The organism is Metabacillus sp. 113a (assembly GCF_050107635.1).
In the GTDB taxonomy this organism is placed as follows: Bacteria; Bacillota; Bacilli; order Bacillales; family Bacillaceae; genus Metabacillus_B.
Map to the genome: position 1 here is coordinate 14,157 of NZ_JBNILJ010000020.1, position 23,113 is coordinate 37,269.

Here is a 23,113-nt window from a genome sequence, read left to right on the forward strand (position 1 = left end):
AAAACGCTCAAAGCGGATGCTTTTAGCGTTTGCTATAAGATAAAACCAGCTAATAGCGGAATGAGTGAATATCCGAGAAAGATGGTAAGAAAGCCTGCGAGAATCATGGATAGGCTGGAAAAGGTTCCTTCCAATTCTCCATATTCCATTGCTTTCGATGTACCTACACCGTGAGCGGCCATCCCAAGCATCAACCCTTTTGCAACGGGCGTTTTAATGGACATCCACTTTATGATAGAAGGGCCAATCATTCCGCCGATAATTCCTGTGACAATGACGAATGCGGTGGTGAGGGCAGGAAGACCGCCAATTTCTCTTGAGACTTCGATTGCGATCGGGGTTGTAATGGATCGTGGAAGAATGCTTAAAATCCATTCTCCGTTTAAATGGACCCAAATGGCCAGAATAAAAGAAGTCACGATTGCTGCGACAGAGCCCGTTGCTACACTTAAAAAAATCTCAGCCATGTATTTTTTTAAAAGATGGGCATGCTTATAGATTGGCACGGCAAAAGCAACGGTAGCCGGGCCCAGCATATGTGTAAGGAGAACTGACAGGTCAGTATACTCGGATGCTGAGACCTCCAGCAACCGGATCAGGCCAATCAGAATAACCGGACTGATCAGCAAAGGGTGCAGCAAAGGAAATTTCACTTTTTTATAAAACCACTGGCTAAGTTTGTAGACGATGAATGTGATGAAAGTGGCAGCCATGATGTCAATCAGCATCTGCTATCGCCTCCCGTCTTTTATGAATCCTTTCAGCTGTAAGAGCAGTCGCACCCATTACAATAAAAGTGCTCACTAAAATAATGCCAAGCAATTGAATCCCAACCCAGCCGAATAATTCCCGGTAGTCGACGATTCCAACAGCAGAAGGGATAAAGAACAGCAGCAGCTCAGCTAAAAGCCACGCAGCTCCTTTCTCAACCCATTCAAGTCGAATGGCTTTGAAATAGAGGGCTGCAAGAAGAAAAGTCATGCCGATTATTCCAGAAGGAATGGGAAGAGTTAAAATGTGGTTTACGAAGACTCCGAGAAGATAAAAGCAATGGATGAAACCGATTTGCGTAATGACTCTGATCCACTTCAAAAGCGACCCTCCTTTTCAAAACATACAATCGTTTAAAAAAAAGCCTGAGTCAGACCCTTAGTAAAGATGACGCTTTCGTCTCTTTTTTCGCTGATTGTCTGCTATCTTTGCAGCGGTTAAGGCATTCATAACTCTCGGGAAGCTGGTATAGGGAGTTATGAATGATTGACTCTTTTATATTTCTTTAGGTGTGAGACCTGCGGTAAGCTCTGTATTTATTTGGAGTTCCAGTGCGGCTTGTGTAACTAGAGAGCCTGCCTGTTTATCAGGCCTTCGCGCGAAAGCACTGCGCTGTATGCAAAAGCGAGGATCATATCGCAAGCCTCAGGAGCGATTTCTTTCAGCTCTTCCACAATCCTTATATCTAACCGTTCGATGAAAGAAATCCTTTATTAACGCAACTAACCCGGTCTGATGGCCGGATGCAGCAACTATACTGGATTCTCTTTATTGTTTGCCTGCATTCTACAATAGCACGAAGGCAATAATTCGTGAAATATATAATTATTATCAAAAACATAACTTTTAGTTATGGATAGATCAGAAACCGGCTCTTTCCAGCTCCGTCAATCTCCGGTTCTTAAACGGTCCTTCATACCAAGGATAAATTCAATAAACGCATTGCCGGCAAATGTAGTATAAGAATCTCTTACAGTAATAATCGCAAGCCTCCACGGTATTGCAGGATTCCGGATTGGAATTTTCCGCAGACGGCTGCTCGTTATCCGGCTGCAGATGGACTGCGGAAGGATTGTGACCCCGAGCCCTGCAGCCGCCATTTCAGACATAAAATCCCACTGGGAGCTTTGGAATAGAATATTTGGTTCAAACCCCTCATTTATACAGTACTCTCTGACCTGTTCATATAAAGCGAAATCCTCACTGTAAAAAATAAAATCTTCACGGCTAAGCTGGGCCAGCCTTACTTCTCTGCTGGATGCAAGCGGGTGACTTTCGTTAACAAGAAGGACCATTTCTTCATCCACAATTGGAAAGACATCAAATCGCTCTTCGTCCACAGGCAGTACGGCTACGCCCATTTCAATTTCTCCTGCGAGAACACTCTCTACAACTTTTTTCGCTCCGAATTCTGTAATTTGAATGTTTATTTTCGGATAGGCGGTATGAAAAGAAGAGAGAACTTTCGGAAAAAAAAGGCTCCCGATAATAGGGGGGATGCCAATTTTAATCGTCCCTTTGCTAAGCCCCTTCACATCAATGACCGAAGACAGCAATTCTTTTTCAATGCTGATCATCCGCACGGCATGAGTGTATACCGAATGTCCTGCATCAGTCAGCTCAGGTCCTTTATGATTACGGATAATAAGAGGAACACCAAGTTCATCCTCCAGGGATTTTATCATTTTACTGAGAGCAGGCTGGGAGACATGCATTTTTTCAGCAGCTCTTGTGAAGTTTTTCTGCCTGACTGCTTCTACGAAGTATTTCAGCTGTCTTAATTCCATAAAGTCACCTCTGGTAAATGGATAAATTGAATCGATTAAAGCTTGCTGCTGAAGGAATAAAAGGATTTTCAGTCAAATTGTTTGAGTTCTGAGCAATCATCCGGTAAAGGGCCGGAATATATAAGCTTGGGCGGAAAACGATCATCCGTCCAGACATCTGCAGTATCTTCAATGGGATGGTTGGAAATCCGGAAACGCTATTGTTCTTATACTTTAGCCGTCTTTGTTTATGCTGTCAAAACAGATGGAAAGGTAATTCAATTATTCAATTATTCAATTATTCAACTAGTAACCAATATTTAGATTATTGCTTTTGAAAAACGGGTATCTGCCAACATAGGCAGACGGACCTGTATGACGAAAGAACCCAGCATGAATGGCTGGATGCTGGAAGGAGACGCTTTCTTCCGGGATGTATGGCAGCCTGAACAGATATAAGCCTGCACGGTGGCAGTTTATGATCGAGAGGATGGTATGGATGATTTCAATTTGTCCGAAGGATTTATCAGTATTGGAGAATTATAAACTGCTGACAGGCAGTGTAATCCCGAGACCAATAGCCTTTGTCACATCAATTTCCGATGATGATGTGGTAAATGGAGCTCCGTTTAGTTTTTTTAATGTAGCTTCTTCAAATCCCCCTCTGTTAACCATTGCTGTACAGCGGGGAGAGGGGAAAATGAAAGATACAGCAAGAAATATTATTAACGGAAAAGAATTTGTCATTCATGTAACAGACGAGGAAAATGTAAAAAGTATAAATGAAACATCTGCTCCGCTTCCGCCTGACCAAAGTGAAATTGACTTTAGCGGATTAACCCTTACTCAAAGCCAGCAGGTTCAAGTCCCGGGTATAGAGGAAGCAAAGGTCCGGTTTGAATGTGTGCTCGAAAACCATTTAGAGCTTGGAGGCCGGGATGGAGAACCTGCAGTGGACTTTATTATCGGGCGGGTCGTCCAGTATCATTTTAAGCAAAGTGTTTATAAAGAAGGGAAGATCATGGAAAGAGAACTTGGTGCAGTGAGCAGGCTCGCCGGCACAAAGTATGGAAAGATCGGCGATATTTTCTCTATGGAGAGGCCGAAATAAGAAAAGCAGGAGGCGGTAATTTCGCTTCCTGCTTTTCCTGTTTATATAAAAAGTTTACTGGATGGCTCCTTTATAGGTCAGAACACCTGTCATTGCCTGCTTAAAATCTGTTATTGCTTTTTCACGCCATTTCGTTTCGCGAGGATAGAATAGCTCTTTATATCTCGCCTGAATGATCAGTTCGCTAAGTTCATTGCTTGAACCATAGTGAAAAAGCTGATTTTCTTCAATCGTACGCTTTAAAGACTGAATGGAATCAACAGTTCCGTCTCCGAGAGTGCCAAATTCAAAAGTGGTGGAATAGAACGCTTTTTCCGGAGCTTTCGCTTTCGCCATTGCGGTGAAATATTCTGTCATATCTCCAGTAGATGCGTAGAACCCTTCAGTATCAGGGGTTAAGACCTGAGGATACTGGTAGGCAGCCTGCGCTTCTTCTTCTGTCAAAGTTTCTGCAGACGAGCTGAAGATGCTCATCTGATAGCGGGGGCCGTATCCAGTATGCAAATCAATGTGAATAATCTGCTTATATGGAGACATGAGCATCTGGTCGAATTCGCTTTTCATAAAAGCAGTCGACAGCTCATCCTTTGTTCCCCCGTAATAAACCCCTTTAGGATTAGTATACTGTCCGGTCAATAAAGCTCCTTCCACTTTGTCTGTTCCGGATACCGCGGCTGTTTTTGCCAGTGCGGCGGTGAAAGCAGCGTCATGTGCAACGATACTTCCAATTTTTTTATCAGGCTCAAAGAAGTTTTCCAGCTCTTTATAGGCCTTATTGCTGGTTAAATCGAAAGAATTCCAGTCCGGGATGAAGTTGCGGTTCAAATCAACATTGTTCTCATTGTAGCGGCGGAAGTTTTTCATCCCCCATGGATTAATGGAATGGACCATATAGACGCCAGTATCAGCAGGGTTGAGCTTTTGCAGAAAATCCTTAACAAACACATCCTGCATAGCCGAACCCGTATAGCCTTCAATTCCATGTGAGCCGCTGGTTAATACAATTAATGTATCCTTGGATTTCGCCGCTTCTGCTTTTATCAAATCAATTGATAGGTTCTCTGAACTGGATAGTCGAAAGGTTTCACCGGATACTTCCTTCCACTCTGAAAAAGCAGTTTCATATTCTCGAAAACGTTCTCTTGACTGCTCATAAGTGGTTGGGTAACTCGACGGACTTTTAAGCAGCGTTCCTTGTGCTTCAGCTAGCAGATGATTCGGAATGACTACACTGTAAAGAAACAAAACGGCGATCAAAGAGAAGAAAACCTTTCTAAGCTTCATAATTACCTCCAACTGAATGTTTTGTATTGTTTGTTATTTAGTTCAATAGTATTATAGTCTATATGCCTATAAAATGGAAAATAAAAAGTTAAAGTTTTTACAAAATTGCCGAAATAAAAGATATGGAGATAGGAAAGCAGGGATTTTTTAATGGAGAATACATTAGTAAAACAACGAAATTTACAGAACGTATCAATTACTTTGTACCGTTTGTTCTTAATTGCAGGGATTATTATTTTTGCGAACAGTTTTATCCAGAAAGTTCTTTATGGAATGCCAAAGGTTACCTTCATGAATGTTACATACAATTTTCTGTTTCTTCTGTTTTTATATCCTGCGCTTCATTATAAGTTCAGGAAAAATGATGAAACATTCAAGAGACTGTCCGTCTGGTGCATGGCTGTATTTGCCTTTCTGCTTCATACGGATTCATGGGTAAATGTTCCGTTCGTTTGGCTTCTTCCGCTTGGAATTGCTGCATTATTTGCAGATTACCGGCTGATGAAGAAGGTGTTTTTTGTTTCACTGCCGCTTGTTATCGCCGCACAATTTTCACATCTATACCTGGCTGATCCGCTCGATATTGAATCAGGGCTGGACAGAAGCATATTGACGGCGGTTTATTATGGCTTGCAATTTCTCTTTATCGGATTGCTTCTTTCAAACAGTACAAAGCGTTTTGACAGGATGCTATCTGAGAGCGAAGAATTAAAGGAACAAATGAGTCTGGTTCTTCAGAAAAACCAAACCGCATCATCAGAAATCGGAGGTCATGTCGAAGAACTGAATCTGAATATCTCGGATACGAGCGGAGGAGTCACCCAAATGAATGAAGCAATCCAATCCATTCATTCTGATTCTGTCCGTTTTCAGGAGGATATGATCCGGTCATCTGCTGAAATGCGCAATATGGAAAAGGAAATCCAGTCCTCTAAAGAATTTACGGATCAGATCTCGGATTATTCAAATCGAATCAATGGGTTGATCCAGATCAATAAGCAGCATTTAACGAATGCGATCGTCAGTATAAATGAGGTTAAGGAATCTTCGGGGAATTCCATGCACCATGTGCAGCTGTTAACAGAGAAGACTTCCGAGGTTGAAAAAGTTTTGAGCGCCATAAGAACGATTGCGGACCAGACCAATTTGCTGGCTCTCAACGCTGCCATTGAAGCAGCAAGAGCAGGGGAGCATGGAAAGGGCTTTGCGGTTGTAGCGGATGAAGTGAGGAAACTTGCTGAGCAGTCCTCACAATCCTCGCAAGTGATTCAAGATATATTGAAAGAAATTCTTGAAGCAAAGGAGCAGGTTTCCCGGTCGCTGCATAAAACCTCTGACATGATCAATGGAAGTGTTTCGGTCATATCCAGAACAACGGATGATTTTGATAAGATGGCAGCCATCCAATCAGAAAGTGAAGACCATTTAACGAAGGTTACAGAACGGTTCGATCATTTAGCCCGACGCAGCGGAGATGTCGGCCGCATCATCGGTGCTTTGCAGACTCAGCACGAGAACAATGAGGATAAAATTGCAGCTGCAGCTTCGGCTGTGGAGCAAATGAACGCCTCGATCCAGCAAGTTTCAGCTTTTGTGGAGCAGGTTGATATGAAAGCGAAGCGGCTTGTGAATGAAAAGCGATAAGAAAGAGAAAAATATCAGCAGGTATGTAAACTGGGAGTAACTGTTTCATTTCAGCAGTTATTCTTAAGGGGGAGTTCCTGCTAATGAAAGCCCTTATTATTTTTGCGCACCCAAAGCTTGACAGCTTTAACGGCGCAATTTTGGAAACAGTGATGGATCAGCTGAAAATGCTCCAGGCCGAAATTGTAGTCCGGGATTTATACCGGCTTAATTTTCAGCCAGTCCTTATGGAAGATAACTATTCTGAATTCTTCCAGACTAAGGTTTCTCCGGATATTGCAGAAGAACAATCCTATATACAATGGGCTGAGCAATTGATCTTCATTTTTCCTACATGGTGGGCGGGTATGCCTGCTATGCTGAAAGGCTACATCGATCGTGTTTTTACGAATGGATTTGCGTTCCGGATGCTTAAGGGTGGATCAGAAGGGTTGCTTAAAGGAAAAAATGGGCTGATTTTCCAGACGACCGGTCAGCCTGAGCAGAATTTAAAGCCGTCCCAGCTTGTGATGGCTATGGAGACGGCAATGGATTATGGCATTTTTCATCTTTGCGGAATTGAGATGGTATCTCACCGATTTATGTATGGAGTGACCTTCGCAGATCAGGCCACTAAGAAAAGAATGCTTCGGGAAGTAAGAGATATATTGCAGATTTTGTAATGAAAGTTTTAAAAAAGAACTGATGAGAGAACATATGGATAAAAACCCCCGGTACATACCGGGGGTTCTCCTCGTGAAAGCCATTTCGGTCACAAATAGAAGGACATATCACGCTTTTCAACGTGTACCCTTAATCTGCCCAAACGAAATTAAAAGAGAATACTCTTATCCCTGCTCCTTATTCATACTCCATTACAAGCATTGTCCAATATTTTAGTGAAGGAACACGGATTGTAACGTTTTGATCTTCTTGTGAAAAATGGACGGGAACCGGAGCTGCTTTTCGGGAGTCCGGTGATGCTGCCCATACTTTTTTTATGGGCGCCGATTCCTTAACTTTTACTTCAAAGCTGCCAATAGCCTCCGGCTCAGGCTGGGTGCCTTCCGTATCCCGCCATTCCATTGAGTCCGCTGCTGTAAAGTTAGTAAAATGGACCATACTGTGATTTCCGTTTGTTTTAGAGAATGCCCAGACTTTTCCTTTTTCCGGTTTCTTACTGATGGGTAGGCCGGATTCGATTTGAAGCGGTGATTCTTTAACTTTTTCCCCCCGCAGCAAATTTTGATAAGCGACCAGGAAGTCATAGTATGGAACGAGCTGTTCTTTCAGCTCATCTGATGCTTTTAGGTTTTTATTAGGAAAATACTCACTAGATAACATGTGCTCGCCTAATTCGAGATGTGCGCCGCCTGATGAAAAGATGACGCTGTTGGCAAGAAGGATCCCTGGCGGATTAAAGTTCCCTTGCTGTCTTTGGGAAAGGCTGTAATTCATATAAGCCGCAAGAACAGTGCTTTTTCCTCCAGAAATACTCGCATTGTAATCAATGATTTTCTTTAGATCGCCAAATTCCTTGTATTCATCCCAAACCTCGGTATACATAAAATCAACTGGTGCTGTTCCAATCTGTTCCTGCCCGTATTGATTGACCCCGTTCAGGACGAGTGATTTATCAGGCATTGTTTCTTTTGCATGATGCAGGAATTCATCAAATTGATCTTTAAGCTCTGCCGGATTGCCGCTGTGGTCAAAAACCTCTCCTCTTGGACCAAGCTGGTCAAGGTGCCAACCGTCGAATGGGAGGTGCTCATAGATCGCTTTTTGTTTAGACAAGATGTATTCCTGCCATTCGGGATTTCCTGAGTTCATGACATAAACATCACTTTTCCAGCTATCCGGTAAAGGATGGATGTCCTGGACAGCATGATCAGGGTCCTTATAGACTCTCCATTCATCTTTAACCCCTTCTGGTCCTGCATTCTCAAAAGCTCCATATAAAAGGTTATAAGCCATTGTTTGCATCCCGTATTGTTTAGCTTTATCTAATTGGTGCCGGAGTGTTGAGAAGGAAACGTGCCGGCCGGCAATATCTTCCCATTCAGAAGATGGTGTTCCATCTTCAAGTTTAAGAGGGGAATGATGCTTATAGTGCCAGTCATAAAATTGCAGTCCGTTGATATGGTACCGGTTCAGCTCTGTTAACACGTTATCGGATTTCTTGAGGGCGTCATGTGAAAAGTCTGATAAAAAGCCGTAGCGCGGAAACACCTTCCAGTCACTTGATACGTCCACCCCTATTGTATAACGTGTGCCATCAATTACCGTTTCCGCCAGGTACCCTTTATAATCTTTTTCTGGCGGGGTCCAGGTCCAGGAAGCATGCTCTTTCTTAAAAGTGACTTCCTGTGACGCGATCGGTTTATTTAGGTGGTAATAGCGGACATTTGCTGTCTTCTGCTCTGGTTCATGCGGAAGCCTAAGCGAAAAAGAAACACCTTCACCGGGTATATAGCGGGCTTTATTCACTTCAAATTGAGCGTAATGAGTCTGTTTACTGATCTGATTGGGCTCAGGCTTATATACTGAATATAGATAAAACAGGCCGAGTACACTCAGAATGAGAGTCGATACCGCGAGAATTCTTGTCTGTCTATTCATGATGGAATAGATCGCCTCCGTATATAAAAAGAGGCTGCCGGGATCATCCCGGCAGCCCCTTTAGTTTAATTAACGAATTTTAACGTCTCTTCTTTCTTTTGCAGGAATGTTCACATAAAGTGTATCTGTCTTCTCATCAAAGAAGTAAGAACGGCTTGTGTGAGTCATTTTGTCCATAGAGCTGACCCCTTTGTAGCGTTTTAGGCCGGCTGTTATTCTTCTTGGCTCTTTAGCATCATTTAGTTTAAGCGTATATTGCTCAATCTTCGTATCTTCGTAGTCCGCCTTCAATTTCTTCTGGCTGAAGACAACCTGATGCTTGCCTTTGCGCTCAACTGTAAACTTCGTTTCGTTTGACTCATCTTTCTTCTTATGATCAAGTGTGGCAGCATCATCTTCATAGAAGCTGTACTCTGCTTTGTCATCAAGATGAGTGTCAAGAACCAAGTTCTCAAGCGGTTTTTCGCCTGTATATTGCTGTACGTCGCGGGTCGGAGTGATGGTATCCTTTTTCACGAACATTGGCATATGATCAAGCTCTGCATTCACATGAATCGTACGTCCGCCTTTGTACTCTTTGCCGGAATCGAAGTCAACCCAAGTGTGGCCTTCTGGAAGGTAAACATTACGGGATGTCTGTCCTTCTTTTACAACAGGCGCAACCATCAGGTTATCACCAAACATAAATTGATCTGCGATGTTGTATGTGTTCTCATCTTCCTGGAATTGGTATACAAGCGGCTGCTGAACCGGTTTGCCTGTTTCAGTAGCATCCTGGAATGCATTGTAGATGTAAGGAAGAAGCTTGTAGCGCAATTCAATGTACTTTTTGCTGATTTCTTCAACTTCCGGTCCGAAAGCCCATGGCTCTTGACCTTGCTTCACAGTAGTTTTTCCATCACTATCATAGTGAATGCGGGAGAATGGATACAAAGCTCCGACTTGGATCCAGCGTGCATACATTTCTGCAGTCGGACGCTGAGCAAATCCGCCGATATCCGTTCCTACGTTTGCTACACCGGACATTCCAATGTTCATGTGGCTTGGAAGAGACATAGCAAGGTGTTCCCAAGTACTGACCGTGTCACCTGTCCAAAGTGCTGAGTAACGCTGCGTTCCTGCGTACATATCACGTGTCAAAACAAATGGGCGCTCATTTGGCTTGTGCATATCCCAAGCATTGTATGTAGCTTCCGCTTCGTCATGGCCGTAAAGGTTGTGGTACTCAGTATGAAGAATTTTGTTATCATCGTATCCGAAGTATGCATCGAGCGGCAGTGTATGGTGCATTTCTTCCGTGTCGATAAATACGGCAGGTTCGTTCATATCGTTCCATACTCCATCAATTCCTTCATCAAGAAGAGAGTCATGGTTTTTCGTCCACCAGTCGCGTACTTCTTGTTTAGAGAAGTCAGGGAAAACGGAATCTCCAGGCCAAACTGGTCCGACGAAGTTCGTTCCGTCAGCATTTTTAGCCCAATAATCGTTTTTGGTACCCTCTTGGTACGTTTTGTTGTTTTCATCTACTTTAACAGCAGGATCGTTGATTGCGATGGTATGGAAGCCTTCCATTCCTTCGACTTGCTTAAGTGCATCTTTGAATTCTTTGTTCCAAGTGAAAACACGGTATCCATCCATATAATCGATGTCAAAATGCATCGTATCGACTGGAATTCCTTTTTCACGGTATGTTTTCGCTACATTCACGATTTGCTCTGCTTCATACTCCCACTTACTTTGGTGAAGGCCCATGGACCATTCTGGTGGAAGCTCCTGTTTACCAGTAAGCTCAGTGTAGCGATCGAGAACGTCAGAAATTTCAGGACCGTTCATGAAGTAATAAGTCAAGTCTCCGCCATTTGCATAGAAGTAGTAGTAGTCATCAGATTCTGAAGCCATCTCATAGTAAGAACGATGAGTATTGTCAAACATAATTCCGTACGCTTTTTCATTTTTAAGACCAATGAAAAAAGGAATGGTTGTATAAAGGTATTTCGTATCTTTGTCATAGCCGTAAGCATCAGTATTCCACATTCCAAGACTCTCACCGCGCTGGTTCAAGTTTAGGCCGGCCTGTTCACCAAAGCCATAGAATGCTTCATCTTCGTCCGTCTTTTTGTAGACGTAAGGCTTTCCGTTTTCATAACCGGATGTGCTTCCGTTTTCCATGTAATCTTCATTGATCACGTTTCCTTTGTGATCCATGAATTTGACACCGAATGTATCTTTTTTAATATGAATGATAAGTTCTTTCGTTCTAAGCTCGTACACTTTGCCTTTGTCTTTCGCTGTGAATCTTGGAGTCTTCCAATCTTTCTTAGCGATTCCGCGGGAAGTATACTCTTCTTTTCCTTTTTCAAGAATGGATACCTTCGCAAGATCATCTGCAAACAGACGAATGAATGCGTCTTTGTCACCAAGGTCAAATTTAACCCCGTTGTCGAGCTTTTCAATCCCTTTAACTGATAGTTTTTCAAGCTTGTCTTTAGCCAGAGGAGTGTCAGCTTCCGGCTGAGTAACGGCTTGCGCACTTGGAGCAAGTGCTGTTGCTGCCATTCCCATTGCAAGGGAAGCGGAAATGACTCCTTTGATCATGCGTTGTGACTTTTTCATCTTCCACCTCGTTAAAAAGATTTTGCAAATCGTGAACATCGCTCACCTTTGCACAAGTCAAAATATAGTTGGAATCACACATTTCTGCAATCCAGTTTATGTAAGAGGTCTTGTGAAAAAACTAACAGGCTATTAGACCTGATATGACCGGTATTAAAGGACTTGCAAACGGTTTTCATCATCTATGGAACCAGTTCCGGAATTATCTGAAAATAAAGCGATATGTCTAGACAAGTTTACAGTGTTACAATACATGAATCAAAAGGCCTCTGTTGTGTAATAAAAGTAATATTTTTATTATTGGTATAGCTATAGATGTATCCATACGTAAATTTGGAGTAAAGGCCTGTTACATATCCATTATTCTAAATATTGATGCAAGCAACATTTTTGATATTTAAAAAGTGATGGAGGATAATATAAAAGAAATTGGTAAGAGAAAGGAGCTAATCATAATGGTTAAAAGTTTACAGGAAACTACAGCTCTCCATAATGGAGTGCAAATGCCATGGTTCGGTTTGGGCGTCTGGAAAGTAGAAGATGGAAACGAAGTGGTGAGCTCCGTAAAAGCCGCTATTAAAGCAGGCTACCGCAGCATTGATACGGCGGCTGCTTATAAGAATGAAGAGGGAGTAGGACAAGCGATTAAGGAGAGCGGTGTCCCTAGAGAAGAACTTTTCATTACAACTAAACTATGGAATGCAGATCAGGGCTATGAATCTGCACTTAAAGCATTTGATGACAGCATGAAAAAGCTTGGCCTGGAATACCTTGACCTATACTTGATACACTGGCCCGTTGAAGGAAAATATAAGGACTCCTGGAAAGCGATGGAGAAGCTTTACAAAGAGGGGAAAATTAAAGCAATCGGTGTCAGCAACTTCCAGGTCCACCATCTTGAAGATTTAATGAAGGATGCCGAAGTTGTGCCGATGGTAAACCAAGTGGAGTTTCATCCAAAGCTGACTCAGGAAAAAGTCCGTGCGTTCTGCAAAGAAAACGGCATTCAGGTGGAAGCTTGGTCTCCGCTCATGCAAGGCCAGCTATTCGAAGAGCCTGTACTTAAAGAAATAGCGGAGCAGCACGGTAAATCCGTGGCGCATGTTATTCTGCGCTGGGACATTCAAAGCGGAGTAGTCACTATTCCGAAATCCGTTAAAGAGCATCGCATTCAAGGAAATGCCGATATCTTTGACTTTGAACTAACCCAGGATCAAATGGAAAAAATTGATGCGCTGAATGAAGACAAGCGCGTTGGTCCGGACCCGGATAATTTTGATTTCTAAGCAAGGAAGAATAAAAGCGCCCGATTCACTCTGAATCGGGCGCTTTTTACATTTTCCATCTTCTCATATCCTTAGGAATTGGTGCATCAAGAGTGAGCAGTTCTTTCGTAATCGGATGGGAAAAGCTGATGTGTGCTGCATGGAGGGCTTGCCTGTTAATCAGGCTGGATGGCCTGCCATATAGCTTATCTCCAATAATAGGATGGCCAATATGGCTCAAATGAACCCGGATCTGATGAGTTCTTCCGGTTTCCAGACTAACTTTAAGAATTGAATCGGATCCATTGTGCTGAATGACTTCATAATGTGTTACAGCAGGCTGCCCTCCGGGGGAGACCCTTCGCCGCGAGGCGTGATGGCGATCCTTTCCTATCGGCACGGAAACAGTCCCTTTGGCAGGCCTTGGCAGCCCATGAACAGCTGCAAGATACGTTCGGGCGATAAGGTGATCCTGAAGCTCCCGGTCCATGATTCCCTGAGCAAGGGCATGCTTTGCAAAAAGGATAGCCCCGGAAGTATCCTCATCCAGGCGGTGTACATGCCGTATGGCAGTTCCAGCTCCCTCCATCATGAAGTGGAAAGCCAGTGCATTAGCCAGTGTCCCGGTTTCCCCTTCAAAATTAGGGTGTGTCTTCATATTGGGAGGCTTATTGACTGCAACAAGATGTTCATCTTCAAATAATATCTCAATTCCCATTAACTCCGGCACAGTACCGGACTCTTCCGGTTTAAAAACTTCCAGGCTGATCGCGTCACCTATGGCAACCACAGGATTCTCCACAGTGAGAATAGCTCCGTTCACCATAAGTCCGCTGTTCCTCCGGTAATGAGCGATTACGCCTTTTGTCGCACCTGCCTGTTTCAGCAGCCATTCGTTTACATGAAGGGGAGCAGAATTCTCTGCGTAATATTCCAGCCAAGTGCCTCTTCTTTTCATTCGTATCCCTCCAGATGTCCCATCTTCCTGTAAAAGTATACCGGACAAAACCACACCCCGGCAAACGAGGAAACACTTACCTGTCCGGCTATGGACCTGCCTGTGATATTCTAATGTTACGAATATTTCAGGTGCAAAGGATGGGGTCAATGAAAATCGTAGCAGCATCAACGAATGAACAAGAGCAGCATATCGAAGAACTGATTGAAGAAATGTACAATGAAGTCTTTCCGATTTATTTTACAGACGAAACCATCAGCAAACTTGAAAAAATGTCTGTTTTGAAACCCGCTGAGGAAAGCATGAATTACAACGGGACCCTGAAAGAAGCCTTTGAAATTATCTCAAGTCTCCAAACCTTAATCGCCGTTTTAAAAGAAGCGGAAGATATGAAAATGTACGAAGGCTTATACGAAAGAAACCGGGAAATACTAAGGAGCTACGGGTACGAACTGTCTCTCAATTTCAGCGATTTTTTAGCAGGAAGCGGCCAGGGCAGCCTGCTTTACACCCGGGCCGCTAATAGATACCTAATATGAAAAATGCTCTCCTCGTATGTGGGAGGGCTTAGTGATAGGGTTTGATCAGCGGCGGAAGCGGTTCATAATTTTTCTGCAGCTCCAACTGGTTTGGATCGGCTTGTATTCTTCTCACTACCGGTCCTGTGCCCGGCATAAAAACACACTCACTCCGGCTGAACTTACATAAAAAACAGTCCGACTGGCGGACTGTTTTTACTTATTTCCCTGACCACTCTTTTAAGATTGGTTCAAGCTGTTCTTTTGTTTTTTCACCTATGGAAGAATCGGCTTTTTCCCCGTCTTTGTAATGAACGAGGGTTGGAGTCGAGCTAATCCCGAAAGTATCCCAGTAATCACGAAATTCCAATAAGTTGAATTGATCAATTTCAATGCCCATATCCTTGGCCAGCGGCATAAGCTCTGGGGTAGTGCGCAGGCAATGAATACAGTTTGATGCATAAAAGTAGACGATAAAGTCTTCGCCGCTTTTTATTTTTGCTTCCAGTTCATCTGGCAGAATATTGTTTTGATAGTTCGGGTCGTCGAGCAGTTTTTCGGTTTCGGGCTCAAGAGTGGTTTTGCCGTAAGGGTTTCCTTTGGCAGTTTCTTGTTTTTGAAAATTCGTAAAAAAGGCTAATGCTCCAAATATAACAATGAAGATAGCAGCGAAAATTAAGACTTTTTTCAATTCAGCGACCTGCCTTTCTGATTCTTAATATCATGATGCATGAAATAATAATGATGGTAAAACCGGTTAAGGCAAGAAGAGGGATGGTGATAAAACCCAGCCAGTTGATGTATTCGCCTGTACATGGTACTCTGCCGCAGGATACGGCGCTGTCGCCAAGGAAAGCGACCTTTTGCATACCATAGTGGTAGAGTGAAATGGCGGCACCGATACTAGAGAGGGATAAGCTGTAGAGAGCAATGCCATCATTTTTTTTGGCGATCGCTATTCCGAGTATAATCACTTGCGGGTACATGAAGATACGCTGATACCAGCATAATTCACAAGGCTCATACCCGACTATTTCAGAAAAATACAGACTGCCTAAAGCAGAAACAAATGCAGCAGCCCAAGCTGTGAAAAACCAGTTTTCTAATGATTTATTATTCTGCATATTGGTCTCCCTGTGTGCAATAGTAACAAGAAAATTATAGTACAGCTTAGTGAGGCTTGTAAACACAGATCCTCACTATATATTGACAACGTTTTCACAATTGAACTACAATGAGGATATAACGTAAACGTTTACGTGAAGTAAAGGAAGTGCTTGCATTTTGAGGCCGACAATTAAAGACGTGGCGAAACAATCTGGATTTTCGGTAGCAACCGTTTCAAGAATCGTTAACGGACTGCCTGGATACTCGCCCGAGACTAGAAAAAAAGTGATGTCCGTTATTGAAGAGTTAGGATACAAGCCTAATGCAGTTGCCAGAAACCTGGTGAGCAGGAAGACGAATACAATTGGGGTTTTGCTTCCTCAGCTCTCCAGCCACTTTGCGGCTGGACTGCTCCAGGGGATTGAGGATGAAGCGCATAAAAGGCGCTACAGTGTGGTAATCTGCAATACCGATTCGAATGGAAAACGGACAATGGATTACTTGGAGCTTTTAAGGGAAAAGCAAGTGGAAGGCATTTTGTTTGCCAGTGAATTCTTAAAAGAGGAGTATGCTGAAAGTCTGCTTTCTTCAGGGATCCCCTGTGCGGTGATTTCAACGGATTCCCATGTTGATGAGATCCCCTTTATTAGAGTGAACGATGAGGAAGCGTCTTATTCCGCAGTGGCTTATTTGATCAGCAAAGGCCACCGGAATATTGGGATGATCAGCGGAACGAAAGCAGATCCCATTTCGGGCTATCCGAGAATCAACGGATTAAAAAGGGCATTCAGAGAAAAGGGGATTCCATTTGAAGAGGATCTGGTTGAGTACGGGGATTTTGGATTTCAGAGCGGGTATGCTGCAATGAAGCGTCTGGCAGCGAAAAGCCCCTATATAACTGCTGTTTTTGCCGCAAGCGATGAGATGGCTTTAGGGGTTTTATCATTTTGCTATGAAAAAGGGATTAAGGTGCCGGACCATTTGTCTGTGATAGGCTATGATGATACCGAGATCGCGACAATGTCCATCCCGCCGCTTACGACGGTCCATCAGCCCATTCAGGAAATGGGAAAAGAATCTGTTTTAATGCTGATGAGGATGATTGATGGAGAAAAATCGAAAAGCCAATTTATGCCCTTTCACATTACAGAAAGAGATTCGGTCAATAAACTGAACTAGGAGCTGGGATTAATGGAGAAAACATGGTGGAAAGAATCGGTTGTTTATCAAATTTACCCGCGGAGCTTTAAAGACAGCAATGGAGATGGCATTGGAGATATTCAGGGGATTATTTCGAAGCTTGATTATTTAAAGGAGCTCGGAATTGACGTGGTCTGGCTATCCCCTGTTTATGAGTCGCCAAACGATGACAATGGCTACGATATCAGCGACTATCGAAAGATTATGGATGAGTTTGGGACAATGGCGGACTGGGATGAGATGCTTGAAGAAATGCATGCACGCGGCATCAGACTCGTGATGGACCTCGTTGTCAATCACTCATCGGATGAGCACGCATGGTTTGCCGAATCCCGTAAATCAAAGGACAGCCAATACCGTGATTACTATATATGGCGCCCCGGAAAAGACGGGAAGGAGCCGAATAACTGGGAGGCAGCCTTCAGCGGTTCTGCCTGGCAGTACGATGAGGCGACAGATGAATATTTTCTGCATCTGTTTTCTAAAAAGCAGCCCGATCTTAATTGGGAGAATCCTGAACTGCGCAATGAAGTATATGACATGATGAAGTTCTGGCTGGATAAAGGCATTGATGGGTTCCGCATGGATGTGATCAACTTTATTTCCAAAGAAGAAGGGCTTCCGGATGCGGATAATCCTGAAGGAAAGCCTTTTGCTCCCGGCGGGAAACATTTCATGAACGGTCCGCGCATCCATGAGTTTTTGCAGGAAATGAATAGAGAAGTGTTATCCCATTATGATGTCATGACGGTTGGGGAAATGCCGGGTGTCAATCCTGAAGAGGGAATCTTATATACGGACTCCGAGCGGAAAGAGCTTAATATGGTCTTTCAATTTGAGCACATGGACCTTGACACCCAGACGGGGAAAAACAAATGGCATGTTAAACCGCTTGATTTAAAGGAACTGAAGCATTCATTATCGCGCTGGCAAAAGGGGATGGAGGGTAAGGGCTGGAACAGTCTTTACTGGAACAACCATGATCAGCCGAGAGTTGTTTCAAGATTTGGGGACGACGGGAAATATAGAGTGAAGTCGGCTAAAATGCTTGCTACGTGCCTTCACATGATGCAGGGAACCCCTTACATTTACCAGGGTGAAGAACTTGGAATGACCAATGTAAGGTTTGATTCCATCCAGCAGTATAAGGACATTGAGACATTGAATATGTACAAAGAGCGGGTAATTCAGAACAAAGAGGATTCCGCTGAAGTGATGAATTCCATTTACAGTAAAGGCCGCGACAATGCCCGGACTCCCGTACAGTGGAATGATTCCCAAAATGCAGGGTTTACAGAAGGAACACCATGGATAGAAGTGAATCCGAACTATAAAGAGATCAATGCCGAACAAGCGATGGAAGAGGAACACTCTATTTTCCATTACTATAAGAACTTAATTCGCTTGAGGAAAAATCATGAGGTCATTGTATACGGCAGCTACGAGCTGATCTTGGAGGAGGACCCGGAAATTTTCGCTTTTATTCGAGAATATCATGGTGAAAAACTCCTTGCGATTACAAATTTCTCGGGAAATAATCCTGTATTCAGGCTGCCGGAAGGGCTGCAAATGAACAATCCTGAAATCCTTCTCTCAAATGAAGAGGATTTAGAGGGCTCACATGAGGAATTTACTATGAAGCCATGGGAAGCAAGAGTATATATCGTATAGACAGCTAATTGCAACGGCGGCCTTCCTGCAGGTCGCCGTTTTATTTTTTTCCGCTTATGCCATAAAAGAACAGCTGGTTTAAATCAATGGCCAGGGTGTTTCTGCTCTGCGGATCTTTAAACAATTCGGGTTGTTTAAAAGCTTCATTTGAAAAGGCATTGATGTAAAACAGGATGCTGTCGAATGATAAATCTTCACGAATGACTCCTTCTGACTTCCCCTGATCAACAAACGCTTTGAAAAACGGGAGCGCTTCTTTCTCAGCAAAACGATTGTATAAATCCCTTATTTCTTTATTTTCACTCATAAGAAGGAATAAAAAATCTTCGTTCATCTCTCTTGAAAAATGGATCTTCAGCTTTATGAACTGCTCAATTTTTTCCTCGAAAGGCTTTTTGCTGTAAAACAATTCGCTGAATTCGGCCATTTGCGTTTCAAGCATAGAACGGATTACTTCCACCAGCAGCTTTTCTTTGCTGCCGAAATAATTATAAATCGTTACCTGGGACACATTCGCCTTTTTCGCAATCTGCTTTATGTTGACTTTTTGTACTCCTTGCTTCAAAAAAAGGTCTTTAGCTGCGTCAAGAATGTTTTCCATTTTTGACAACCTGCGCTTTTCAAATCCGTTCATTCCTTCACCTCAACTTTATAGTATGAAAAATTCTGTACTATTTCAATTCTTTGGTTTCAAAACTGCCGTATTTGAGATTTTTTACTATACACAAAAAGCCGTTCCTAAGCTCATACTAGAAGCGAAAGGGGAGGGTCATCATGAATTCAATTAACAGCATTATGTCCAAGAACGTAGCGAGTGTATCATCAAGCCAGTCTATTCAAGAGGCAGCTCAGCTGATGAGCCAGTATAATGTCGGCTCTATTCCAGTAGTAGACAACGGGCAGATGAAGGGAATCATCACAGACCGTGATATTACCCTAAGAACGACAGCAGAAGGCAGGGAATCCAGCACTAAGGTGTCAGATGTCATGACCTCTCAGGTGGTTTCCGGACGTCCTGATATGAGCTATGAAGAAGCATCCCAGCTCATGGCGCAGAATCAAATCCGGCGCTTGCCAATTGTAGAGAACAATCAAGTAGTCGGAATGGTTGCATTGGGTGACCTTTCTGTTAATCAGCTTTCCAATGAAGCAGCCGGAAGCGCCCTTTCTAACATTTCCGACCAGCACAACGAGCAGCGATAAAGCAAGTTGCAGAAAAGGGGCAGCCGGAAGCTGTCCCTTTTCTTTTTCCCTTAAAAGCATTCATAATAGGGGGAAAGGAGCTGATATTTTTGTTTAAAGCCATTGTATTTGATTTTGACGGATTGATTCTCGATACAGAAACTCTTCATTATGAGGTGCTGAAGGAAATGTTTGAAGAGCAGGGCTCCCATCTTCCACTCGAGCTTTGGCTGGAAGGAGTCGGCACTCAATCGGGTTTTCAACCTTTTACATACTTGGAAGAGCAATTGGGGGAAAAGGTGGATCACAGATCTTTGCAGACAGACAGGGAAAAAAGGTTCAGCGAAAGAATCAGCAGAGAATTAGCCAGGCCCGGTGTGGAGGATTATCTGGCTGCTGCGAAGGAGCTTGGCTTCAAAATTGGGCTTGCTTCAAGCTCTGATTACGAATGGGTAAGTACGCATCTAAGAAATATCGGTCTGTTTGATCATTTTGAATGCATAAAAACAAGTGATGACGTGGAAGAAGTCAAGCCAAATCCATCTCTATACATAAAGGCAGCCGAATGTCTTGGGGTTAAGCCGGAGGAATGTATTGCATTTGAAGATTCCGCCCACGGTTCCCTGGCTGCCAGGCGGGCGGGAATGGCATGTGTGATTGTTCCAAACAAAATAACAGGCGGCCTGGAATTCGGAGAGACAGACCATCGGCTTGAATCAATGGCAGAACTGGAATTTAAGCTTTTACTCGAAAAACTCGAGGAAGGAAAAAAGTTTAAAAAAGGCCACTCAGCGGGTAAATGATTTTAATGGTAAAGGAGCTGTCATGATGAGCGAAAAATTGGACTTATCCAAGTTTGAGAAAAAAATGATCATCCGCAACATTGAGCATAAAGACATTGAAGCGATTCTTGATATGCAGAAGACGTGCTTTCCGGGGATGGAGCCTTGGAAACGCGGGCATCTTGAAAGTCACCTGGAGCATTTTCCCGAAGGTCAATTTTGTGCAGAATTTGAGGGCCAGATTATCGGCTCCTGCTCAAGTCTGCTTGTTAACTTTGATGAATACGATGACCGGCATACATGGGATGATATAACGGACAATGGATACATTACAAATCATAATCCGGATGGGTACAATCTGTACGGAATAGAAGTAATGGTGCATCCGGATTTCAGAAGAATGAGCATTGGCTACAGGCTTTATGAGGCGAGGAAAGAGTTTGCCCGGCTTCAAAATTTAAAGAGCATCATTATTGGAGGGCGAATCCCTAATTTTCATAAGCATGCCGGGGAATTAACTCCAAGAGAATATGTAGAGGAAGTCATTCACCATCGCATCTATGATCCGGTGCTCTCTTTTCAGCTGATGAACGGATTTACACTTATGAGAATCAATCCGAGCTACCTTCCGGATGACCGGCAGTCCAACCAATATGCGACGTTAATGGAATGGAATAACGTCGATTACCAGCCGAATACAAAGCGGTATTACAAAACATCCTTCCCGGTAAGGATCTGCGTGGTTCAATACATGATGAAGCAAATTGAATCCTTTGAAGAATTCGCAAAGCAGTCCGAATATTATGTAGATGTAGCATCCGATGCGGATGCGGACTTTGCTGTGTTCCCCGAGCTTTTCACAACTCAGCTTATGTCTTTCGGCAGTGAAAAGACACCGAGTCAGGCGATCCGCAGGTTAACGGAATTTACCGAGGATTATATTTCTCTTTTCACGGACCTTGCTGTAAAGTACAACATCAACATAATCGGCGGTTCCCATGTAGTGGAAGAGGATGACGGAGATATTTATAACATTGCCTATTTGTTCAGAAGAGACGGGACGATTGAAAAGCAGTACAAAATCCACATCACTCCAAATGAACGCAAGTGGTGGGGAATCAGCGCAGGTGATCAGGTAAAGGTTTTTGACACGGATTGCGGCCGGATCGCGATTCAAATATGCTATGATATTGAGTTTCCTGAGCTTGCAAGAATTGCGACAGATATGGGCGCGAAAATTATCTTTACCCCGTTTTGCACAGAGGACCGCCAAGGCTATTTAAGGGTGCGCTACTGCGCGCAGGCGCGTGCCGTTGAAAACCAGGTTTATACGGTCATATCAGGTACGGTTGGGAACCTTCCGCAAACGGAAAACATGGACATCCAATATGCTCAATCCGCGATTTTTGCGCCATCTGATTTTGAGTATGCACGTGACGGCATTGTCGGGGAGTGCAATCCGAATATTGAAATGGTTGTAATCGGCGATGTTGACCTTGAAATATTGAGAAGGCAGCGTCAGTCTGGAACAGTACGGCAGCTGAAGGACCGGAGACGGGATTTGTATTCCCTTCAATATAAGAATCGGTAATAGTGGAAAACAGTCCGTTTGAATAGCGGGCTGTTTTTCTTTTGGCTATGATAAAGCATGGTGCTGGTTTAACCCTTGCAGGCTGGAGCGGAAGGTGTGAGAGGCAGGGGCACGAGGGGCTTACCGTAAGCGAATGCCACCCAGCTGCCATTACTATTTAACAGTGCCTTCTTTTAAAAGGAGAGTGCTGGAGACCTATACAGATTGGAAAATGAGGGTTTCATACACGATATAAAGGGCATGGACGCAAGCCTTTTCATTCCCAGGTGTGAGGACACACCCAAGGATCCATCAGCAAAATTTCCAGGTATGATAAACTATAATCAGTTAAGATAAGAAAATCTGGCAGGAGTGTACCGATATGGGGTTTGAAGGACAGGAAATTTTACCTGCATTGCGCAATATGAAACAGTTTGATCAATTTTTATCCAGCGATTACCATTACGGGGTGCTATTGGATACCCATTTAGGCCAGTTAAAGGGAATTATTAAAGCATCGGATCAGGCCGGCAAGAAGCTGCTCGTTCATGTCGATTTAATTCAGGGACTCAAGCATGACGTTTATGCAGCAGAATTTATTTCTCAGGAGATTAAACCCGCAGGTCTCATCTCTACCCGTTCCACTGTAATCGGTAAGGCAAAAGAGCGCAAAATGATTGCGATACAGAGGCTGTTTATGCTGGATACGAGTGCGCTGTCAAAAAGCCTGGAACTGATTAAAAAAAACAGGCCGGACTATATTGAGGTTCTTCCCGGAGTGGTTCCTAATCTAATCAAAGAAATCCGCAAGGAAACGGATATTCCAATTCTGGCAGGGGGCTTTGTAAAAACAAATGAAGAAGTACAGGCTGCGTTACTTGCAGGAGCTTCAGCAGTGACCAGCTCTGAAACGGCTCTTTGGCTGGGGATGCAAAACAGGACCTCATAGCATGAACCGCGTTGCGGTATTGGGAATTGCTTGTATCAGCTAATTTACGTGCAGTTCCACTTCAGCCGGCAGGTGTTTGAAAATCACAATTCATGAGTCTGAAAAAACGACAAAATTTACG

Annotated in this window: 21 protein-coding genes; 11 read left to right on the plus strand and 10 right to left on the minus strand. The window is 43.5% G+C overall.

Features of this window, described 5'->3' with window-relative positions; all coding sequences use genetic code 11:
• Positions 1-32 precede the first annotated feature (32 nt).
• The 3 genes from ACQCVE_RS18120 to ACQCVE_RS18130 all read right to left on the minus strand — a co-directional run bounded on the left by ACQCVE_RS18120 (position 33) and on the right by ACQCVE_RS18130 (position 2,558).
• Positions 33-728, minus strand: a complete 696-nt coding sequence (locus tag ACQCVE_RS18120; protein WP_426863582.1) for an LrgB family protein — start codon at positions 726-728, stop codon at positions 33-35.
• Positions 718-1,092, minus strand: coding sequence for a CidA/LrgA family protein (locus ACQCVE_RS18125; protein ID WP_426846983.1), 375 nt, complete (start codon positions 1,090-1,092; stop codon positions 718-720). The genes ACQCVE_RS18120 and ACQCVE_RS18125 overlap by 11 nt, the downstream gene beginning before the upstream one ends.
• 566 nt (positions 1,093-1,658) lie before the next feature.
• Positions 1,659-2,558, minus strand: a complete 900-nt coding sequence (locus ACQCVE_RS18130) for a LysR family transcriptional regulator (protein ID WP_426846982.1) — start codon at positions 2,556-2,558, stop codon at positions 1,659-1,661.
• Positions 2,559-3,036: 478 nt separating this feature from the next.
• On the opposite strand from ACQCVE_RS18130, the gene ACQCVE_RS18135 reads away from it, so the two are divergent.
• A complete protein-coding gene (locus tag ACQCVE_RS18135; protein WP_426847014.1) occupies positions 3,037-3,648 on the plus strand; it encodes a flavin reductase family protein in 612 nt (203 codons plus the stop codon).
• A gap of 54 nt (positions 3,649-3,702) precedes the next feature.
• On the opposite strand, the gene ACQCVE_RS18140 is transcribed toward ACQCVE_RS18135, so the two are convergent.
• Positions 3,703-4,932 carry a M14 family metallopeptidase gene (locus tag ACQCVE_RS18140; RefSeq protein ID WP_426863583.1) on the minus strand — a complete coding sequence of 410 codons (1,230 nt, stop codon included), beginning with the start codon at positions 4,930-4,932 and terminating at the stop codon, positions 3,703-3,705.
• A 150-nt stretch (positions 4,933-5,082) separates the two neighbouring features.
• Here ACQCVE_RS18140 and ACQCVE_RS18145 point away from each other — a divergent pair, with 150 nt between their 5' ends.
• Positions 5,083-6,576 carry a methyl-accepting chemotaxis protein gene (locus ACQCVE_RS18145; protein WP_426863584.1) on the plus strand — a complete coding sequence of 498 codons (1,494 nt, stop codon included), beginning with the start codon at positions 5,083-5,085 and terminating at the stop codon, positions 6,574-6,576.
• Between the two features lie 83 nt (positions 6,577-6,659).
• Positions 6,660-7,238 (plus strand): NAD(P)H-dependent oxidoreductase, encoded by a 579-nt coding sequence (locus ACQCVE_RS18150; RefSeq protein ID WP_426846979.1) that lies wholly within the window; start codon positions 6,660-6,662, stop codon positions 7,236-7,238.
• A 178-nt stretch (positions 7,239-7,416) separates the two neighbouring features.
• On the opposite strand, the gene ACQCVE_RS18155 is transcribed toward ACQCVE_RS18150, so the two are convergent.
• Positions 7,417-9,177, minus strand: a complete 1,761-nt coding sequence (locus ACQCVE_RS18155) for a glycoside hydrolase family 66 protein (RefSeq protein ID WP_426863585.1) — start codon at positions 9,175-9,177, stop codon at positions 7,417-7,419.
• A gap of 69 nt (positions 9,178-9,246) precedes the next feature.
• Entirely contained in the window at positions 9,247-11,790 is a 2,544-nt protein-coding gene (locus tag ACQCVE_RS18160; RefSeq protein WP_426846977.1) for a TIM-barrel domain-containing protein, read from the minus strand.
• Between the two features lie 455 nt (positions 11,791-12,245).
• On the opposite strand from ACQCVE_RS18160, the gene ACQCVE_RS18165 reads away from it, so the two are divergent.
• Positions 12,246-13,076 (plus strand): aldo/keto reductase, encoded by an 831-nt coding sequence (locus tag ACQCVE_RS18165; protein ID WP_426846976.1) that lies wholly within the window; start codon positions 12,246-12,248, stop codon positions 13,074-13,076.
• Between the two features lie 46 nt (positions 13,077-13,122).
• Here ACQCVE_RS18165 and ACQCVE_RS18170 read toward each other — a convergent pair whose 3' ends face one another.
• Entirely contained in the window at positions 13,123-14,013 is an 891-nt protein-coding gene (locus tag ACQCVE_RS18170) for an RluA family pseudouridine synthase (RefSeq protein ID WP_426846975.1), read from the minus strand.
• A gap of 149 nt (positions 14,014-14,162) precedes the next feature.
• Here ACQCVE_RS18170 and ACQCVE_RS18175 point away from each other — a divergent pair, with 149 nt between their 5' ends.
• Positions 14,163-14,552 (plus strand): DUF5365 family protein, encoded by a 390-nt coding sequence (locus ACQCVE_RS18175; protein WP_426846974.1) that lies wholly within the window; start codon positions 14,163-14,165, stop codon positions 14,550-14,552.
• A 199-nt stretch (positions 14,553-14,751) separates the two neighbouring features.
• Here the strand turns inward: ACQCVE_RS18175 and ACQCVE_RS18180 are convergent, their stop codons facing one another.
• Together ACQCVE_RS18180 and ACQCVE_RS18185 are read right to left on the minus strand one after the other, a co-directional pair.
• Positions 14,752-15,222, minus strand: a complete 471-nt coding sequence (locus ACQCVE_RS18180) for a thioredoxin family protein (protein WP_426846973.1) — start codon at positions 15,220-15,222, stop codon at positions 14,752-14,754.
• A 1-nt stretch (position 15,223) separates the two neighbouring features.
• Positions 15,224-15,655, minus strand: coding sequence for a disulfide oxidoreductase (locus tag ACQCVE_RS18185; protein ID WP_426846972.1), 432 nt, complete (start codon positions 15,653-15,655; stop codon positions 15,224-15,226).
• Between the two features lie 160 nt (positions 15,656-15,815).
• On the opposite strand from ACQCVE_RS18185, the gene ACQCVE_RS18190 reads away from it, so the two are divergent.
• Both ACQCVE_RS18190 and ACQCVE_RS18195 read left to right on the plus strand, forming a co-directional pair.
• Positions 15,816-16,817: a LacI family DNA-binding transcriptional regulator gene (locus ACQCVE_RS18190; RefSeq protein ID WP_426846971.1), complete on the plus strand. Its 1,002-nt coding sequence runs from the start codon at positions 15,816-15,818 to the stop codon at positions 16,815-16,817.
• Between the two features lie 12 nt (positions 16,818-16,829).
• A complete protein-coding gene (locus ACQCVE_RS18195; RefSeq protein ID WP_426863586.1) occupies positions 16,830-18,509 on the plus strand; it encodes a glycoside hydrolase family 13 protein in 1,680 nt (559 codons plus the stop codon).
• A gap of 40 nt (positions 18,510-18,549) precedes the next feature.
• Here ACQCVE_RS18195 and ACQCVE_RS18200 read toward each other — a convergent pair whose 3' ends face one another.
• Positions 18,550-19,143: a TetR/AcrR family transcriptional regulator gene (locus tag ACQCVE_RS18200; RefSeq protein ID WP_426846969.1), complete on the minus strand. Its 594-nt coding sequence runs from the start codon at positions 19,141-19,143 to the stop codon at positions 18,550-18,552.
• A gap of 140 nt (positions 19,144-19,283) precedes the next feature.
• Between ACQCVE_RS18200 and ACQCVE_RS18205 the strand changes: the two genes are divergently transcribed.
• The 4 genes from ACQCVE_RS18205 to ACQCVE_RS18220 all read left to right on the plus strand — a co-directional run bounded on the left by ACQCVE_RS18205 (position 19,284) and on the right by ACQCVE_RS18220 (position 22,992).
• Positions 19,284-19,712 (plus strand): CBS domain-containing protein, encoded by a 429-nt coding sequence (locus ACQCVE_RS18205; protein WP_426846968.1) that lies wholly within the window; start codon positions 19,284-19,286, stop codon positions 19,710-19,712.
• 89 nt (positions 19,713-19,801) lie between these two features.
• On the plus strand, positions 19,802-20,494 hold the full coding sequence (locus ACQCVE_RS18210; RefSeq protein WP_426846967.1) for an HAD family hydrolase: 693 nt from the start codon (positions 19,802-19,804) through the stop codon (positions 20,492-20,494).
• Between the two features lie 25 nt (positions 20,495-20,519).
• On the plus strand, positions 20,520-22,064 hold the full coding sequence (locus ACQCVE_RS18215) for a GNAT family N-acetyltransferase (protein WP_426846966.1): 1,545 nt from the start codon (positions 20,520-20,522) through the stop codon (positions 22,062-22,064).
• 361 nt (positions 22,065-22,425) lie between these two features.
• Complete coding sequence (locus ACQCVE_RS18220) at positions 22,426-22,992, plus strand: glycerol-3-phosphate responsive antiterminator (RefSeq protein WP_426846965.1); 567 nt, start codon at positions 22,426-22,428, stop codon at positions 22,990-22,992.
• The last annotated feature ends 121 nt before the right edge of the window (positions 22,993-23,113 follow it).